The sequence below is a fragment of the Brevibacillus sp. FSL K6-0770 genome, from assembly GCF_038000275.1.
GTDB classification, from domain to species: Bacteria; Bacillota; Bacilli; order Brevibacillales; family Brevibacillaceae; genus Brevibacillus; species Brevibacillus parabrevis.
In genome coordinates, this window is sequence record NZ_JBBOBQ010000001.1 from 971,089 (window position 1) to 986,559 (window position 15,471).

At 51.7% G+C, this 15,471-nt stretch carries 17 protein-coding genes and 1 riboswitch; of the genes, 12 read left to right on the top strand and 5 right to left on the bottom strand.

What is annotated here, in order from left to right:
* Window positions 1-17 precede the first annotated feature (17 nt).
* Complete coding sequence (gene rlmD / locus NST23_RS04945; RefSeq protein ID WP_242772557.1) at window positions 18-1,406, bottom strand: 23S rRNA (uracil(1939)-C(5))-methyltransferase RlmD; 1,389 nt, start codon at window positions 1,404-1,406, stop codon at window positions 18-20.
* A 174-nt stretch (window positions 1,407-1,580) separates the two neighbouring features.
* Here rlmD and NST23_RS04950 point away from each other — a divergent pair, with 174 nt between their 5' ends.
* From NST23_RS04950 to yhfH, 3 genes are all read left to right on the top strand, one after another.
* Window positions 1,581-1,922, top strand: coding sequence for a hypothetical protein (locus tag NST23_RS04950; protein ID WP_063228784.1), 342 nt, complete (start codon window positions 1,581-1,583; stop codon window positions 1,920-1,922).
* Between the two features lie 519 nt (window positions 1,923-2,441).
* A complete protein-coding gene (gene ilvA / locus NST23_RS04955; RefSeq protein ID WP_217022454.1) occupies window positions 2,442-3,689 on the top strand; it encodes a threonine ammonia-lyase IlvA in 1,248 nt (415 codons plus the stop codon).
* 183 nt (window positions 3,690-3,872) lie between these two features.
* Window positions 3,873-4,034, top strand: coding sequence for a protein YhfH (gene yhfH / locus NST23_RS04960; protein WP_083955695.1), 162 nt, complete (start codon window positions 3,873-3,875; stop codon window positions 4,032-4,034).
* A gap of 236 nt (window positions 4,035-4,270) precedes the next feature.
* Here yhfH and NST23_RS04965 read toward each other — a convergent pair whose 3' ends face one another.
* Complete coding sequence (locus NST23_RS04965; RefSeq protein ID WP_280649068.1) at window positions 4,271-4,576, bottom strand: hypothetical protein; 306 nt, start codon at window positions 4,574-4,576, stop codon at window positions 4,271-4,273.
* Window positions 4,577-4,746: 170 nt separating this feature from the next.
* On the opposite strand from NST23_RS04965, the gene NST23_RS04970 reads away from it, so the two are divergent.
* From NST23_RS04970 to NST23_RS04980, 3 genes are all read left to right on the top strand, one after another.
* Window positions 4,747-5,310: a hypothetical protein gene (locus NST23_RS04970; protein ID WP_173597085.1), complete on the top strand. Its 564-nt coding sequence runs from the start codon at window positions 4,747-4,749 to the stop codon at window positions 5,308-5,310.
* Between the two features lie 80 nt (window positions 5,311-5,390).
* Window positions 5,391-5,954: a biotin transporter BioY gene (locus NST23_RS04975; RefSeq protein ID WP_242772554.1), complete on the top strand. Its 564-nt coding sequence runs from the start codon at window positions 5,391-5,393 to the stop codon at window positions 5,952-5,954.
* A gap of 113 nt (window positions 5,955-6,067) precedes the next feature.
* Entirely contained in the window at window positions 6,068-7,411 is a 1,344-nt protein-coding gene (locus NST23_RS04980) for a cytochrome P450 (RefSeq protein ID WP_122966165.1), read from the top strand.
* Between the two features lie 155 nt (window positions 7,412-7,566).
* On the opposite strand, the gene NST23_RS04985 is transcribed toward NST23_RS04980, so the two are convergent.
* From NST23_RS04985 to NST23_RS04995, 3 genes are all read right to left on the bottom strand, one after another.
* Window positions 7,567-8,931, bottom strand: a complete 1,365-nt coding sequence (locus NST23_RS04985) for a sensor histidine kinase (protein WP_122966164.1) — start codon at window positions 8,929-8,931, stop codon at window positions 7,567-7,569.
* On the bottom strand, window positions 8,932-9,651 hold the full coding sequence (locus tag NST23_RS04990; protein ID WP_173597083.1) for a response regulator transcription factor: 720 nt from the start codon (window positions 9,649-9,651) through the stop codon (window positions 8,932-8,934).
* 218 nt (window positions 9,652-9,869) lie between these two features.
* Window positions 9,870-10,397, bottom strand: a complete 528-nt coding sequence (locus tag NST23_RS04995; protein ID WP_122966162.1) for a C40 family peptidase — start codon at window positions 10,395-10,397, stop codon at window positions 9,870-9,872.
* A 4-nt stretch (window positions 10,398-10,401) separates the two neighbouring features.
* Window positions 10,402-10,538, bottom strand: a riboswitch (cyclic di-AMP (ydaO/yuaA leader).
* Between the two features lie 303 nt (window positions 10,539-10,841).
* Between NST23_RS04995 and NST23_RS05000 the strand changes: the two genes are divergently transcribed.
* From NST23_RS05000 to NST23_RS05025, 6 genes are all read left to right on the top strand, one after another.
* Window positions 10,842-11,246, top strand: coding sequence for a LiaF transmembrane domain-containing protein (locus tag NST23_RS05000; protein WP_173597082.1), 405 nt, complete (start codon window positions 10,842-10,844; stop codon window positions 11,244-11,246).
* 67 nt (window positions 11,247-11,313) lie between these two features.
* The gene (locus NST23_RS05005; RefSeq protein ID WP_063228773.1) at window positions 11,314-12,009 is read left to right on the top strand and encodes a PspA/IM30 family protein; all 696 of its coding nucleotides are present in this window, start codon (window positions 11,314-11,316) and stop codon (window positions 12,007-12,009) included.
* 92 nt (window positions 12,010-12,101) lie between these two features.
* On the top strand, window positions 12,102-12,680 hold the full coding sequence (locus NST23_RS05010) for a class I SAM-dependent methyltransferase (protein WP_122966160.1): 579 nt from the start codon (window positions 12,102-12,104) through the stop codon (window positions 12,678-12,680).
* 14 nt (window positions 12,681-12,694) lie between these two features.
* Window positions 12,695-13,585 carry a cell wall-active antibiotics response protein LiaF gene (gene liaF / locus NST23_RS05015; RefSeq protein ID WP_122966159.1) on the top strand — a complete coding sequence of 297 codons (891 nt, stop codon included), beginning with the start codon at window positions 12,695-12,697 and terminating at the stop codon, window positions 13,583-13,585.
* 13 nt (window positions 13,586-13,598) lie between these two features.
* Window positions 13,599-14,747, top strand: a complete 1,149-nt coding sequence (locus NST23_RS05020; protein WP_122966158.1) for a HAMP domain-containing sensor histidine kinase — start codon at window positions 13,599-13,601, stop codon at window positions 14,745-14,747.
* A 7-nt stretch (window positions 14,748-14,754) separates the two neighbouring features.
* A complete protein-coding gene (locus tag NST23_RS05025; RefSeq protein WP_063228769.1) occupies window positions 14,755-15,384 on the top strand; it encodes a response regulator in 630 nt (209 codons plus the stop codon).
* The last annotated feature ends 87 nt before the right edge of the window (window positions 15,385-15,471 follow it).

Genomic DNA, 15,471 nt, shown 5'->3' on the forward strand with positions numbered 1-15,471 from the left:
AGCGGATTTGCCCGGTTTCATTGCATTTTGATTGTCAACAGAGACACCGACTCCACATGCGCCGTATGCGGAAACATATCCACCGGCTGCACGCTTTTCAACTCATACCGCTGCATCAGCTTCGCAATGTCCTTCGCCAGCGTCGATGGGTTGCAGGACACGTACACGATCTTCTTCGGCCGCACGTCCAGCAAAGAGCGGATCAGCGCGTCATCCAGCCCGGTACGGGGCGGGTCGACTACGACGACGTCTGGGCGGGTGCCTTGCTTGGCCCATTTCGGCATGAGCACTTCGGCGCGGCCTACGTGGAAGCTTGCGTTTGTGGCCTGGTTGCGCACGGCGTTGCGGTTTGCGTCTTCTACGGCTTCCGGGATCAGCTCGATGCCGCGCACCTCGCGCGCGTGCGGGGCGAGCCAGAGGCCGATCGTTCCGGTGCCGCAGTACAGATCGAGCACCAGTTCCTTGCCCGTCAAGGCAGCCGCCTTTTTGACCTGATCGTACAGCTTTTGCGTCTGCTCCGGATTCAGTTGGAAAAAGGCGCGGGCGGACAAATCAAACGACAGTTCCCCGAGCTTTTCCGCGATAGAAGGTCTGCCCCACAGGGAGAGCGTCTGGTCGCCGAAGACAAGCGATGTTTTTTGCGCGTTCACGTTTTGCGCGATGCTGACCAGCTCGGGCAGGCGGGTGCGCAGCTCCAGGAGCAGCTCTTTGACGCGGGGAATTTCTTTTGTGGCCGTTACGAGCGTCAACTGCGTCTCGCCTGTGGCAAAAGCGACCCTCGCCACGAGCGTGCGGATGACGCCTGTCCGCTTTCTTTCGTCGTACACAGGGATGCCCAGCTCTTCGATGATTTTTTTAGCGACTTGCACGATCTTCGTCGTCGCCTCATGTTGCACCTGACAGCCTTCCAGATCGACGAGCTTGTGGCTGCCTGTCTGGTACAGTCCGGCGATGAGCTTCCCGTTTTGCTTGCCGACCTGGAATTGTGCCTTGTTGCGGTACGACCACGGATTGTCCATCCCGATAGTCGGGGCGACAGGCGGCTCAGGCAGGCGGGCGTACTTGCGCAGCGACTCGATGACGATTTCCTGCTTGCTTGCAAGCTGTGCCGCGTAGTCCAGATGCTGCAAGCTGCATCCGCCGCATTCCTTGTACACCGGACAGGGAGGAGTGGCGCGATCTTTTGATTTTTCCACCACGCGAAGCAGCCGGGCTGTCGCGAATTTTTCCCGCGCTTCCGTCACTTCTGCGTGCACGACCTCTCCTGGGAGCGCTCCTTCTACGAATACGATCTTTCGTTTGAAATAACCGATTCCTTCGCCGTTGATCCCCAGGCTTTTTATGGTGAGCGTCATTTGCTGACCGACGCGTATGCTTGTTTCTTGTTCCTTTTTCGATGTAGTCATTTTGTTCTCCTCAGAGCATTTCAGTATCTCCTCATTATAGTCCATTCCCGGACTTGTTGCATGGGGAGGGCGCAGATCGGATCTGCCGATATGTTCACAAATAATGGCAACTTCCTGTGCAGGCTTGTTTTTGTTATAATGGGGCGGAGAATACTGAGGGAGTTGTGACGCTAGATGCAAGAGCTATTCGACAAAATGAAAGAGTATCTCAACATGGATACCGAGATTTCCTTCGATGAGTTTGACGGGTACTACAAACAAGTAGTCGCGTTTTTGAACGACAACTGGAAAGAGTTGAACGAGGAAGATAGCATGCGCATGCTGTTTATCTTGGACAATCTCAAATCGAACGGTGAAGATCGCTCCAAGCGCAAAGTGAAGGAAGCGAAAAAATACGCAAAAATGGCGCAACGCACAGAAATCTGGGCAAATGCACTGATTGGACGCCTGCGTGAAGCTGGCTTGACTGATGAAGAAATCGGCAAGCGCTACGAAGCGATTTACGAAGCGGTATAAATTTGCGACGCACCAAAAAGAAGGAGAGAGCCACTCGCAAGCGGGCTTTCTCCTTCTTTTTGCATGCAACCAGACCAAATGGAATATCGGTTTTGTTTGACAAGAAAACAGACTCGCATTATAATTTGTAACTAATAATTTGAATAGTTTGTTATCAGTTGCGTAGAAAAGGAAGAGTAGGAGCAGAGAGCAGCGTGCAGAGAGCCGTTCCCCGTGCTGAAAGAACGGACGCCCAGCCTGTTTTGAAAATCACCTTGGAGCAGTGCCCTAGAACGCAGTCGCAAAAAGCTGCAAGTAGAGGACAACGGATTCGTCTCCGTTACCCGGACGGGGGTTCCCATCGTGGAACTTCTATTAAGTCTGTTTTTCGTGAGGAAGACAGAGAAGCTGAGTGGTACCGCGATGCCTTCGCCTCAGCCAGCCGTGCGCATTTAAGCGACGCTGGCGAGGTGAAGGCTTTTCTTTTGACTGGGCAAGTGAAAAAAGAGACAACCAACGTTTGGGAGGAGCAAGAGAGATATGTCTATAGTGAGAGTGGAAGAGATTGTGGTTGCCAACCACGGGTTAAAAGATGTTGTCGAGAAGACGCCGCTGCAAAAAAATAATGTCCTGTCTGAGCGCTATGGCTGCAACGTGTATTTGAAGCGGGAGGATTTGCAGGTCGTCCGTTCTTTTAAAATTCGCGGAGCCTACCATTTTATGCGGAGCTTGTCTTTGCAGGAGCGGGAGCGCGGCGTTGTATGCGCGAGTGCGGGCAACCACGCGCAAGGGGTAGCTTACTCTTGCCAGCATCTGCAAATCCTCGGCACGATTTTTATGCCGACAACAACGCCGCGGCAAAAAGTGTCCCAGGTCAAACGGTTCGGCGGCTCCTACGTGGAGGTTGTGCTGATCGGGGATACATTTGACGACTCGTTCGCAGAAGCGATGAAATATTGCATTCAGGAAGACCGGACGTTTGTCCATCCGTTTGACGATCCGCTGGTAGTGGCTGGACAAGGAACAGTGGGGCTGGAGATCATGAACGATTTGGAAGAGCCTGCGGATTTTGTGTTCATGAGCATCGGTGGCGGTGGTCTGGCTGCCGGGGTAGGCACATATGTAAAAGGAATCAGCCCGAATACGCAAATCATCGGTGTCGAGCCTGCGGGAGCGGCGTCGATGAAAGCGGCGTTGGAGCGAGATGACGTCGTGACGCTCGATGAAATCGACAAGTTCGTGGATGGAGCCGCAGTCAAGCAGGTGGGACAGCTGACTATGAGCATTTGCCGCGATGTGTTGAATGATGTTGTGCTGGTGCCGGAGGGTAAAGTATGCACGACGATTTTAGAGTTGTATAACAGCAGTGCGATCGTGGTAGAGCCTGCGGGTGCCTTGTCGATTGCCGCCCTTGATTACTACCGGGACCAAATCAAGGGGAAAAATGTGGTCTGTATCATTAGCGGAGGAAACAACGACATCGACCGGATGCAGGAAATCAAAGAGCGCTCTTTGCTGCATGAGGGGCTGAAGCATTATTTCGTCATTAATTTCCCGCAGCGCGCCGGAGCTTTGCGCGAGTTTATGGAAAAGGTGCTCGGCCCGCACGATGACATCACGCGCTTTGAGTACACGAAGAAGAACAACAAGGATAACGGCCCGGCGCTCGTCGGGATTGAAATGAAGTGCCAGGAGGACTACCAGCCCCTGATCAGCCGGATGAAACAACACGGCATCCGCTATGTGGAGATTACCAACGATCCGTATTTGTTCAATCTGTTGATCTAAGGCGGTTGTGTTACAACAGAAGCTGAATTTGCAAAAATGTATGAATACAGCGAAAAATGAAGCAAGCGGGAGCATTTGCGCGAGAGATGAAGATAAAGCGTCATAATGTATTATAACAAACTTTTATAAAACAGATACTGTTGTAATACAATACAGATAACAACACACAGGGGGTTAAAAATTATGACGCCAATCACTTCTTTTTACCGAAATCTCGAAGCAAAATGCTGCGCTGCTTGCGGCCAAACCATCAACGAACAGGCTGAATCGTACGCAAACGAGTGCTTCACTTGCCAAGAAGAGGCATCCTTCGATGCTTACAAGCACTACCACCAAAAACGGTAAGCAGATGAATACAGGATAGAACAGGTATACCACGAGGCGGCAGCCAGGGAGGTATACCTTTTTCTTTTCAAGAAAGCTTTTTGTCTCGATTGTCATTAAATTCCTCTTAATCAAAAGCAAGTAAAGGACAGGCAGGACTGCTCAGGCAATGGTTTTTTCCTGCCTGCCAATCCCAACGTTTCGATAAAATTACATACAAAAAAACCGCTGCTCTCCTGGCAGCGGCGCTTTGCCGTTCAGTGCGATTTGGGCGAGGTGCTGGCGGCCTGTTCCTTGACGTAGTCGATCAGGCCCAGTTGAAAGCCCTCCTGTGTCAAAAGGCGCTGGGCTTCGTAAGTGCTGGCATAATAGGCTTGGACGTGCGGATCGTTCTCCAGCACACGGCGGCAAGCCTCGTCGCTGGCAAGCTCTCTGTACCAGTCGGCTGTTTTGATTTGGGCGACCAGCTCGTCATAGGCCGGCTCGGGCTTTTTCCAAGGGTTTAATCTGTGAAAGAGTTCACCGAAAATCGCAACGACGACTAAAATTCCAATGAGAAACATGTGGGTCACCTCTGACGTTGGTTCCTTTCCATGGTAACATTCCCGGGTTGCTTTTCGCTATGGCGAAGTCGTCTCTCGCTTGCAAAAGCGCAAGAAAGCAGGCATGCTAGATACGAAGAGCCGTTCGAGGATATATCAATCAAGCTAGGAAAAGGAAAGGAGGATGCTTCGTGTTTCATCCACTCATCTTTGACAACATCCGGGTGGTGCTGGAAGGAGCGGTGTACGACCGCGATTTTGACGGAGCGATCACCATTACCGGACGATCAGATGTCATGGATATGGCTACTTTCCAGCGGCTGTTCCAGATTGAGTTCAAGCTGGCCGAACAAGCGGCAGGCGAAAAAGCCGTGCGGGCGCAAATGCAGTTGCGCACGAGTCTCGGCGACATCGCCTCGGAACAGCTGGAACAGCCGCTCGTGGAGCATGTCGGCTGCACGATCTGCATTCATTTTCATTTGCAGCTGCCAAATCCGGACGACATTCCGAGCGAAGCGAACAAAATCACCACGTTGCTCAATGAAATCTGGGGTCAGCGCCCCTACATTACGCAAACACTGTCCGCCAAACTGCCGGAGCATCGGATCGAATGGCCGCCAACGGTAGTAACGAACCACATCACCCTGGATTTTCACCGCAAGATCGACGAAGGCAACATTGACGACCTGCGCGAGCTGATCGAGCACACGATTCAATCGCTTGCGGGTCTGCAACGACATGTCGATCAAACATAGGGGATTTACATTTTTCTTCGTGCGTATTATCATTTTGTTAACCTTATTATATTTTTAGTTAACATTGGAGGATACTACGCATGAGAAACGAACGTTTGAGATGGCTCCTGTTGTCCGCCATTTTTGCTGCTGTCACAGCGGTGCTGTCGCAGGTGACGATTCCTTTGCCGCTCATTCCGATCACGGCACAGACGCTGGCTGTCGGTTTGACGGCGACGATTCTGGGCAGCCGCTACGGCACACTTGCGCTTTTGATTTACGTACTGCTCGGAGCAGTCGGCCTGCCTGTCTTTACGGAAGCGAGCGGTGGCGTGCAAGTATTGGTCGGCAAGACTGGCGGATACATTTTCGGATTCATTGCGACTGCTTTTGTGACGGGCTGGTATTTGGAAAAGATGGGCTTCACTCTGAAAAGCGCCGTTATTGCCAACGTGATCGGCATGTTCGTGACACTCGCTTTTGGAACCGTCCAGCTCAAGTTCGTTCTGGATATCCCTTGGGACAAAGCGGTTGCGTTCGGCGCTACGCCGTTTTTGGTTGTAGGCGTGATCAAAGCTGTACTCGCCGCCGTGATCGGGATCAAGGTGCGGGAGCGGCTGATCGCTTTTCGTCTGCTGCGTACGGAGCAGCCTGTTGCACGCTAATAGCTATACCTGATTTGCCACCTGATTGCTTCGGGTGGCTTTTTTTCGCATAAACTCCTTTTCGTGCCGGGATACTATCCATAACCTAGCCAAAGCATATGAGGGGGATTCAGATGGGTGTGACAATCACAGGACCAAGAGGTTTGCCGATTTCCGGGAACTTGCTCGCTTTTCGCAAAAACCCGCTCCAGTTTATCCGTGAAGCAGTCGCCGAGCATGGCGAGGTCGTTCATTTTCGCTTTGGTCCGAAGCGCCATGTTTACTTGCTGACCAATCCCGATCAGATCAAAGAAGTGCTCGTTACCAAGCAAGATCACTTCAAGAAGGGCAAAGGCTTGCAGATCGCCAAAGCCGTAGTGGGCGACGGGATTTTGACCAGTGAAGGCAAAAAGCATTTGCGGCAAAGGCGCCTGATGCAGCCGGCTTTTCATCGGGAGCGCATCGCCGGATACGGTCAGGTGATGGTGAGACATGCGGTCGAGCTGATGGACGATTGGAAGATGGGAGAAGTCCGCGACATTCACAACGACATGATGAAAGTAACGTTGGCGATCATTACGGAGACGATGTTTGGCAAAAGCATCAAGGAGGGCGCTGACAAAATTGGCCATGCTATCGACGTCGGACTGAAATATGTGGCGAATAAAGCCGCTTCCTTTATCGACATTCCGCTGTCGGTTCCGACAAGAAGCAATCGACAATTTTTGGAATCGAATGAGACGCTTGACGAAGCGATCTATTCTTTGATCGAATCAAGGCGAAAAAATCCGGAAGCTCAGCAAGACGATTTGTTGGGAATGCTGCTCGCTGCGAGGGACGAGGACGACGGTCAAGGCATGACGGACGAGCAAGTAAGAGACGAGGTCATGACGATTTTCGTGGCAGGTCACGAGACGACTGCCAACACGATGTCGTGGGTGTTTTATTTGCTCGCTACGCATCCGCACGTCGAGCAGAAGCTGCATGAAGAACTGGCAACCGTGCTGGAAGGCAGACTGCCTACGGTGGAGGATTTGCCCAAACTGACCTATACGAGCCTTATCGTTTCGGAAACATTGAGACTGTATCCAGCCGCCTGGACGATCAATCGGGAAGTTGTCGAAGAAGTGAAGATCGGGGAACACACCTATCAGCCGGGGGAGACGCTGATGATGAGCCAGTTTGTCATGCACCGTCTGGAACGGTATTACGACAAGCCGGATGAGTTTATCCCGGAGCGGTTCGCCAGCGACTTGCTGAAACGCAACCCTGCGTATGCCTACTTTCCGTTTGGGGGCGGGCCAAGGGTTTGTATCGGAAACAACTTCGCCCTGATGGAAGCGGCATTGTTGCTTGCGACGATTGCGCAGCGATATCGCTTGCGGCTTGCGGAGCCTGGACAGGTAGTGGAGCCAGAGCCGCTGGTTACGCTGCGTCCGAAAAACGGACTGCCCATGCGCCTGGAAAAACGGGATTAGGGCAAAAAAAAAGAGGCATCTTTTCACTACGGTTTCGCCGTGATGTGTCAGATACCGAACTGGGGGTTATTTATCACTGAAAGCAACATGCTTACAAGAATTACTTTAACAGAGAAATATAAAGAATAAATTAACTGACAATAAATCTAAATAAACTATCCGTGGAAAAAGGGAATGGTGAAGGAGAAGCTGCTTCCTATTCCCTGTTCGCTGTTTACCGTGAGTTCTCCGCCATGGCGGCGCACGATGCTCTGGCAGATCGTCAGTCCGAGCCCTGTGCCGCCGTTGTTGCGGTTGCGGGATTTCTCCGCGCGGTAAAACTTGTTGAAGACTTTCGGCAAATCTTCGGCAGCAATTCCTTCCCCTTTGTCGATCACGGAGAACAGCACGTGACCTTCTCGCTGATCGCATGTAATCAAAATCGAGCCATTCGGTTTGTTGTAGTGAATCGCATTGTTGATCAAGTTTTCCATGACGCGGCGCAGCTTGGTTTCATCGGCCTCGATGTGCAGCTCATTGGAGACGCGCAGTTTCCAGTGAAAAGTCAATCCGGCTTCTTTCACCCGCGCCAGGTAGTCCTCGATAATTCCCTTCAAAAAGCCTTTTACGTGAATGCGGCTAATGTTGAGCCGCACCTCTGTGCTTTGCACGGTAAAGTCTTGCAGCTCGTCCAGCAGCTTTTCCAGATCGCTCGTCTTGACTTCGATCTTGCCCATTTGCTTCTGGATGCGCATCAAATCCGTGACGCGGCCAGAGCCGATATAGGAGGCGTACCCTTTGATCGTAGTCAGCGGCGTGCGGAAATCGTGGGCGATCGAAGCGATCATCTCCGATTGCCGTTCTTCGGAAAAACGCAGCTCATCGACCATGTCGCCAAAGTAGCGAAACAGCTGTCCGAACTCGTCATGGGAGCGATACGTAAACGTCACCAGCCGCTTGCCTTCGCGAATTTCCTGCGTGACACGGGCCAGTTCGCTAACCGGACGCAAAATCCAGCGGACGAACAGAGTGAGCAACAGCAAGCCGACCAGCACGAGGCTTCCGTAAATAAACCAGAGCATCATCGAGACTCCGGTTGTGCCCATAATGTCGTAATCGTCCGTGTAGAAATAGATGACAATCTCGCCTTCACGGGGAGGCTCTTGCTGAAAATGGTATTCTGCCACGACTTTCAGGTCGCTTTTCGTGGTGGAAGGGAGGGACAGCTTCAAGGAGTAGGCTTTTGACGGCCTGTGGTAAATCGTGTTGCCGCTCGCGTCCTTCACGACCATCCGGTACATGACGTCTTCTGGCAACTGCTTCTCCAGCTCCTGGCGCTCGATCGGGTCCTTGAAGTTGCTGGAGCGCAGCAGTTGGTTGACCCGGACCTTTTCTGCCGCATCCTTTTCTGCCTGGTACTGGTTGTGACGGTCGTTTTTCAACTGGTCGATGATGATGTCCTGAAAAACGAACTTGAACAGCAAGATGTTGAGCGTAATCAAGGCGATAAAAGAAAGAAACAGTTTTTTGCGGAGGCTCATCTAAAGCTTCTCCCCGATGAATACGTAGCCCGTCCCCCACTGAGTTTTGATGAATTGCCGCTCTGTTTCCAGCTTCTCGCGCAAGTTTTTGATGTGTACCGTCACCGTATTGAGCGAGCCGTAGCCATAGCCCCAGACGCGGTCGTAAATTTGTTCCCGCGTGAAGACGATACCCGCATTTTCAGCGAGAAAAGTCAGCAGTTGAAACTCTTTCGTGGACAACTCGATCTTTTGGTTGTTGACGTAGACGGAATACGTTTCTTTATGGATTTCCAAATCCTTGAACTTCAAGACCGTGATCGGGGAACCGGAGGCGTCTTTTTCCGGCTGCTCCTCGGTATGCTTGCGGATGCGCTCGTAGCGGCGCAGATGGGCGCGTATGCGGGCGAGCAGTTCTTCCGTGTCAAACGGCTTCGTAATGTAATCATCGGCCCCGATTTCAAAACCGACTACTTTGTCTACGGCCTTGCTTTTGGCGCTGAGAAACAAAATAGGCAAGTCCCATTCCCGACGGATTTGCGAGCAAAGCTCGTAGCCGCTCATGTTAGGCATCATGATATCGAGCAGAATGAGATTAGGCCGCTCTCCCTGGCTGAGCAGGGCAAGTGCATCCTCGCCATTTTCCGCAGAGGAGACCTGAAAGCCTTCGTTTTCCAAAATATCTTCAAGCAGTTCAATAATCTCCTGATTGTCGTCAACGATTAAAATGTGATCTTTCACCGGAATTACCCCCAGTTACTTCTATTAATAAGTGAACAAGTGTCATGGCAAAAAAGAATCAGCCTTGTCTATCATAACATGCTTTCACAGAATAGGAACAAGTATCCCTTCATTCATGCTTATTTCCTTATAAGTAAGGGCACCTATTTAGACCTGGTACTAAATTTCGTCAGAAAAAGCCAGAGACGATTGTCCCTGGCTCTTATGTTTTTGCCGAACTACTTCTTTTTTGGTTGATTTTCCGGCAACGATGCAGCTTGCACCGCGTTTTCCTTTTTCGGAGTGTCCGCCTTTGCTTCCAGAACAGGCGAGCTGATGCGCTTGGCACCAACAAAACGCTTGCTCCAGTAGTACGGGTCGTTCAACTTGGTGTTGACGACTCCGCGGCCGGATTCCGAATGCACGAATGTGCCGTCCCCGATGTAGATGCCCACGTGAGAGATGCTTCGTCCGTTTGTATTAAAGAACACAAGATCTCCTGGTTGCAAGTCTTTCCGTGCAACTTCTGTACCGTACTCATATTGAGAGGCAGAATTGTGCGGCAGGTCTACACCTAACGCGTCAAATACGTAGCGTGTGAAACCGGAGCAGTCGAAGCCTTTTTTGGATGTGCCTGAAGATTTGTAAGGAACGCCGTACAGATCATCGACAACCTCTTCGAGTGTCGTGTTCTCCGCCGCATGTGCAGCGCCCGCTCCCATAGCAAGCAATCCAGCCATAAATAAAGATAGTACCACCTTGCGCAAAAGAAACTGCTCCTTTCGTGAGCCTACGAAGTTAGCTGAAGGGTTCGGTCGAAAGGACGCCCTAAGTTGCCTAACGCAACTATTCACCCCAAAAAACTGGTTCCCCCGTTTCCGACATGCGGAATTCGGCTATTTTTCGATGTTTTTTTACACGCACTCTACGAAGATTCGCTGCTTGTCCGATTTTTCCTTTTTTTTGACTGCTTGTTCATATTTTTGTCACAAAATCCTGTCTAAAGGTGTAACGTTTTGTTTCGACATTGCAAGAGCGGTTGGAATGGGGCGAAAACAGGCTCGTCCGATTATGGCAGGAAGTGCTCTCCGTCCAAGGACGGAGGGAAAAACCAACCGCACGCCCGTTATGGAAAGCCTATCCGGGGGGCTACAATAAGGGCATAAGTTAGCAAGCACCACATGCACAAGAGAATAGGAGGTAAGCGAGCAATGAGTGAACGGTCTGGAAAGGTTTTGCTCGGGCTGGTTCTCTTGCTAATCGGCGGGTTGGTTCTGCTGGATCAAATCGGAATCGACTTCGGTGACCTGATCGGGATTTTGATTCCGGGGGTCATCATGCTGTACGGCGCTCGAAAGATTATGGGACAATCCGGTTCGCGTTTCTGGGGAATCGTGATCTTCCTCTTCGGGTTCCTGATGCTGATTGGCAAGCTCCATCTGCTGTTCCACGGCTTACTGGCCATTGGTGTGATTTATCTGGGGTATCGCTTACTGCGCCCCAGCCATGTCCCCAAAGAAGCGCCACCTGCCTGGGAGCGTCAGTGGGCCCAAAAAGTATTGAAAGAAGACGCGCTGGACGCCTGGGAAAAAGATGTGACCCGTCGCCAGCCATAGAGTTGCTCAAGTCGCGAGAGCTTTTGGATGAAATGACACGATGTGATATGATGAGGAGGAAATAAACATGAGTATTTTTAAACGTTTGCGTGACCTGACAGTAGCTTCGGTGAATGACGCTTTGGATTCGATGGAAGATCCGGTAGTCATGCTGAATCAATACATGCGAGATATGGAAGTGGAAATCGGACAAGTCGAAGTGGCTGTCGCCCGTCAGGTAGCACTGGAAAAGAAATTCCGCCAACAACTGGATGAAGCGAACACACTGATCGACAAACGCGATCGTCAAGTGAAGCTCGCTCTGACAGAAGGGGAAGATGAACTTGCTCGCCGTGCACTTGCAGACAAAAAGCAATACGAAGCGCGTGCAGCAGAGTATGAGACACTGTACTTGGCAGCATCCGAGGCAGCTACGCAAATGCGCGAGAAGCTGGCTGAGCTGAAGGAAGAGTTCTATAAAATGCGTGCGAAAAAATTCACGCTGATGGCTCGGGCACAGGTAGCTCGTACACAAAAGCAAGTGAATCATGCCGTAGTGGGAATCGGAAATCAGTCCGCAGGCCGCGGCTTTGCTCGCATGGAGGAAAAAGTGCTGCGCATGGAAGCCGAAGCGCAAATGAGCGGTCAATGGCGCCAGACAAACCTCGCTTGGGAGAACGCGCTTTCTGAGTTGGAAAAAGACGATCTGGATACAGAACTGGCAAACATCAAGGCATCGCTTCAACAGAAAAAACCAGTGTCCGCCCAGCCGGAACAATCTTGATTGGACAGGAACTGGGGGATTGGTTGTAGAATAGAGTGTGTCAATCAGGCAGCCTGTATAGCAGGCTGCTTTTCCCCTAGGAGGTACGATTCTTGGCAGACTTCATGGTCTTTTTGCGAAGGTTCATCGCTGAGCCTGGGCGTGTCGGCAGCGTGATCCCGAGTTCGCGGTTTTTATGTGAGCGAATGTTGAGCAGCGTCAATTGGGCTTCAACGGATGTTATTCTGGAGCTGGGACCTGGCACAGGAGCTTTTACCCAAACCATTTATCAAAATATCAATCCGGATACCGACTATGTGCTTGTGGAGCGTGACAGCCAGTTTCGATCCATCCTTCAATCACGCTTTCCTGATCTTCCTGTCAGGGAGGAAGCGACGAGACTCGGACAATATTTGGAGGAGATGGAGCTTGGCAAGGCAGATGTCATCATTTCCGGCCTGCCGTTTGCCAATTTCCCACAAGAGTTGCGAGCAGCCATTCTGGATGAAGTACAAAACGTATTAAAACCAGGCGGCCTGTTCATTACATTCCAATATTCGCTACAACTCCAGGCTGAGCTGCAGGCGCGTTTTCCTTGGGTAGAGACAGACTTCACCTTGCTGAATATCCCACCTGCATTCATTTATACGTGTCGAAACAGACAAAGTGAAAAAGATCGGCATGGGGCGTAAGAGAGGAGACTTTTGTGAAACTGTCCCGCTTGCACACAATGTTGGCTGGCGTCCTGATCATTTTGACAGGCATCGGCCTTTTATTAGACAGTTTGCATATCATTTCGTTCGGTCTGTTTGATCTGTGGCCGATGGTGCTCGTCTACTTCGGCGTTCGCCTCTGGGGTCAGAACAAACGGATTGGCGGCGGCATTCTGTTCAGTTTGGGAATCATTATTGCTCTGGACATGTGGTTCGGTATCGGTGTGGATGACTTGTTCCAACTGGCAGTTCCCATCCTGTTGATTTATTTTGGCTTCCGATTGATTCGCGGCAAAACGAGGGGGGGCGGAAACCGAGCTTCTTTTCCCCCGTTTCCGGAACAACGGGAAGAGCCTTCTGGTCCGGCTATGACTAGCGAGGATCAGCCTGTTCATACACACAACGGCATTCGGCATGACGCTGCACAATGGCTGGACAGCTTGAGCAAGTGGAAGCCTTCCCGCAGCAAGCTGCTTGAGAAGGAAGAGGAAACTGGGCGTGAACGAATTTTGCCCAAAGATTCTCGCAGTTCGTTGATTGGCGATTATCATCTGACTTCCGGGCGTTTTGAGTTGAGCACCTTGCATGTGTGGCACGGGATCGGGGATGTGGTGATTGATCTGTCCCGCGCGGTTTTGATGCAGGACGAGGCCGCTCTTATTGTGGAAGGATGGGTAGGGGATGTCACCGTTTATGTCCCTGTCGATCTTCCGGTTTCTGTGAACGCCGAGCTGAGTCTGGGCGACCTGGAAGTATTGAGCCACCGCCAGGGAGGGATCAACCGGAGTGTGATGATTCGTTCCGAGCAATACGAGGAGGCGGCTCAAAAAGTGAATTTGCATATCTCGCTGCTTGTCGGCGATATAAAAGTCAAGTACATCTAGGAGGTACTGGCGGATGCGTCGACAGCGATTAGCGAGTATTCAGTGGCAATATGTGCGCTACGGCGTCCTGCTCGCCGCAAGTGCAGTTACGGTTTCGTTTGTTTGCTTTTTTTGGCTCTATTTTTCCTGGAAAGACATGCCGGAGGTTCATCGCGCATACAGCAGGCTGATCAGTGACCCGAGAGTCGTCTTGTGGATGCAGGATTACTTGGGCTTGGCCTTGCCCACACAGCCTGACGGGTTGGTCCAGCTAGTCGCTTTTGTCATATCGCTTCCTGTCGGTGTGCTGGTTGCCCTGATTATTTCCTATATCTTCGGGAATTTGTTGAAAAAACGGCTTGGCGTGCTGTGGGAAGCAGCGATGAAGCTGGGACGGGGAATGCTGTCCTACCGTGTGCCCGATCTGGGCGTCGACGAGGTCGGCGAACTGGGGTGGCAGTTGAACCGCCTGGCTTCGCAGTGGGAGGAGCAGGTCGCGTCTTTGCAGCGACTTTCCAACCATAACGCTGCTTTGGCGGAGCAAGTCAAACAAGCAGCCGTGACAGAGGAGCGCCAGCGTTTGGCAAGGGAACTGCATGATGCAGTCAGTCAGCAGTTGTTTGCCATCGCGATGACGACAGCGGCGATGAAGCGGCTGGTGGAGAAAAATCCGCAACGGGCAGCCCAGCAAATCGAGCTGGTCGAGGAGATGGCAGCAGCGGCTCAGGCTGAGATGAGGGCGTTACTGTTGCATCTGCGCCCGGCCACGCTGCAAAACAAATCGCTGAAAGAAGCGATGATGGAACTTTTAGAAGAGCTGACTCGTAAAAATACAATGGAACTGACGTGGGAGATTGAAGACGTCGAAGGGCTGCCAAGCGGCATCGAAGACCACTTGTTTCGCATTTTGCAAGAGTCTTTGTCCAATACGCTGCGACACGCCAAGGCCAGCCTGATCGCGGTCAAGCTGTTCACTTTGCAGGAGCAGGTGCGATTGCGGGTGACAGATGATGGTGTCGGCTTTGACCCGGATGGGGAAAAGATGACGTCATACGGACTGCGCAGTATGCAGGAGCGTGTGGCAGAAGTAGGCGGCTCGATGGAGATTTATTCAGCGGTCGGCAAGGGAACGCAAATAGAGGTGCGGATTCCCCTGATGCTACAGCCGGAACGGGAAGGGTGAAAATGCTGTGATTCGCGTATTACTGGTAGATGATCATGAGATGGTACGGATGGGACTGGCGGCTTACCTGTCAACAGAGGATGATATCGAGGTTGTGGCAGAAGCGGGCAGTGGTGAAGAAGGTGTGCGGATGGCTGTCGAGCTGCGGCCGGATGTTGTCCTCATGGATTTGGTCATGGAAGGCATTGGTGGCGTGGAAGCGACCAGACGCATTCGCGAAGCATGTCCGGCCAGCAAGGTCATCGTTCTCACCAGCTTCATTGATGACGAGAAGGTATATCCGGTTATTGAAGCGGGGGCTTTCAGCTACTTGCTGAAAACTTCGCGGGCGGCGGAGATTGCGAAGGCCATCCGTTCGGCAGCGGCCGGAGAACCTGTACTGGAGTCGCGAGTGGCAGGGAAAATCATGGCCCGTTTCCGGCACGGCCAGGAATCGCATCCGCACGAACAGTTGACACCGCGTGAGCTGGAAGTGCTGAAGCTGATCGGTCAGGGCAAGTCGAATCAGGAAATCGCCGATGAGCTGATTATCGGCATCAAAACGGTCAAAACGCACGTCAGCAACATTCTTGCCAAGTTGAATGTAGAGGACCGGACGCAGGCGGCGATTTACGTTCATACGCACGATCTCGGTTGATTTTGTCGTAAAAAAGCTCCTCATGATGAGGGGCTTTTTTGAGTTTTTTTTGCCGTTATGGTAAAGATAGTAAGTAACAGATTGGGA

What these genes read in the sequence shown, in the direction of transcription:
- rlmD (WP_242772557.1), bottom strand. Translation starts at nt 1,406, where the DNA reads ATGACTACATCGAAAAAGGAACAAGAAACAAGCATACGCGTCGGTCAG.
- NST23_RS04950 (WP_063228784.1), top strand. Translation starts at nt 1,581, where the DNA reads ATGCAAGAGCTATTCGACAAAATGAAAGAGTATCTCAACATGGATACC.
- ilvA (WP_217022454.1), top strand. Translation starts at nt 2,442, where the DNA reads ATGTCTATAGTGAGAGTGGAAGAGATTGTGGTTGCCAACCACGGGTTA.
- yhfH (WP_083955695.1), top strand. Translation starts at nt 3,873, where the DNA reads ATGACGCCAATCACTTCTTTTTACCGAAATCTCGAAGCAAAATGCTGC.
- NST23_RS04965 (WP_280649068.1), bottom strand. Translation starts at nt 4,576, where the DNA reads ATGTTTCTCATTGGAATTTTAGTCGTCGTTGCGATTTTCGGTGAACTC.
- NST23_RS04975 (WP_242772554.1), top strand. Translation starts at nt 5,391, where the DNA reads ATGAGAAACGAACGTTTGAGATGGCTCCTGTTGTCCGCCATTTTTGCT.
- NST23_RS04980 (WP_122966165.1), top strand. Translation starts at nt 6,068, where the DNA reads ATGGGTGTGACAATCACAGGACCAAGAGGTTTGCCGATTTCCGGGAAC.
- NST23_RS04985 (WP_122966164.1), bottom strand. Translation starts at nt 8,931, where the DNA reads ATGAGCCTCCGCAAAAAACTGTTTCTTTCTTTTATCGCCTTGATTACG.
- NST23_RS05000 (WP_173597082.1), top strand. Translation starts at nt 10,842, where the DNA reads ATGAGTGAACGGTCTGGAAAGGTTTTGCTCGGGCTGGTTCTCTTGCTA.
- NST23_RS05005 (WP_063228773.1), top strand. Translation starts at nt 11,314, where the DNA reads ATGAGTATTTTTAAACGTTTGCGTGACCTGACAGTAGCTTCGGTGAAT.
- NST23_RS05020 (WP_122966158.1), top strand. Translation starts at nt 13,599, where the DNA reads ATGCGTCGACAGCGATTAGCGAGTATTCAGTGGCAATATGTGCGCTAC.